The sequence below is a fragment of the Companilactobacillus halodurans genome (assembly GCF_009600985.1).
Taxonomy (GTDB): domain Bacteria; phylum Bacillota; class Bacilli; order Lactobacillales; family Lactobacillaceae; genus Companilactobacillus; species Companilactobacillus halodurans.
In genome coordinates this window covers 1-1,100 of the sequence record NZ_VDFP01000244.1, presented here as the reverse complement: position 1 = coordinate 1,100, position 1,100 = coordinate 1, and the positions used below count along the sequence as shown (strand labels likewise).

The window sequence follows — 1,100 nt, the reverse complement described above, 5'->3', positions numbered from 1 at the left end:
AACGATAAAAATAAAAAGCAAAATTACTTAGACGTTAAAAGAGATAGTGAATACAGCCGTTCACTATCTCTTTTTTTAATTAAAGGTTAAAAATTTAAAAATAGACTTTAAGTTATGGCGCTCTAGTTTTTTCAGAATATAAAGATACTGTATATTCTGAATTCAATATCATCTGGTATAAAAAACAACGAATAAACTAGCCGGAAGGAGCCAGAAAATCAGGTCGCTATGAAGGTGGCGTTGGTGCTTTAGCACCTACACCACGGGACGAGTTTTGAAATTCGAGCGGTCTTCTCGAAGTTCAAAACCGAGCCTGGAGACCTTGGCTCCAGGCGGTCCCACAGCACAATATCATCACCTACAACCGGAAGCGGCAGCCCATCATAAAAAATAAAGAGGTGGTAAAAATGGATTCTGATATTAGTGGCATTAAAAGCCCAGCCCAGATTAGAAACAACATTTTTAGGAGGATTACTTATGAAAGACGATTTAGATTTAACAGGAGAAAAAAATAATAAAAAGAAAGTTCTACACTTACTTGTAGTCAGTTCCTTAATCTTTGGAATGTTCTTTGGCTCAGGTAACTTAATTTTCCCAGTCCACTTAGGACAATTAGCTGGTAGCAATTGGTTTTCAGCTGCCTTCGGATTTGCAATTTCCGGTTCCCTCTTCCCATTACTAGCAATCATGGCGGTTGTTGTCACAAAAAGTGATGGCCTATACGACCTCGCTCGTCCCGTTGGCAAATTTTATGCCGCACTATTTCTAGTTTTGGTCCACCTCACGATCGGACCTCTGTTTGGTACACCACGTACCGCTGCAACAGCTTTCCAAATGGCCGTTCAACCATTCCTACCAGCTAAATTTGACACCGTCGGGATGTTACTATTTACTGCCGCTTTCTTCGGCCTTGCATATACTTTAACTGTTCATCAAAGCAAATTATTGAAATACGTTGGAAAGTACCTCAACACTATCTTTTTGGTATTATTAGCCGTAATCTTCGTTGTCGCATTCTTACATCCAATGGGTGGTTTGAATCATATGCCAACACAGGCTTATCAAACTAATTCAACTGTCAGTGGGTTACTTGAAGGTTA

General features: G+C 39.5%; 1 protein-coding gene. It reads left to right on the top strand.

Translation table 11 applies throughout. The features are described 5' to 3' along the window. Positions 1–477 precede the first annotated feature (477 nt). A partial coding sequence (locus FHL06_RS13925; RefSeq protein WP_192918030.1) for a branched-chain amino acid transport system II carrier protein occupies positions 478–1,100 on the top strand: 623 nt, incomplete at its 3' end.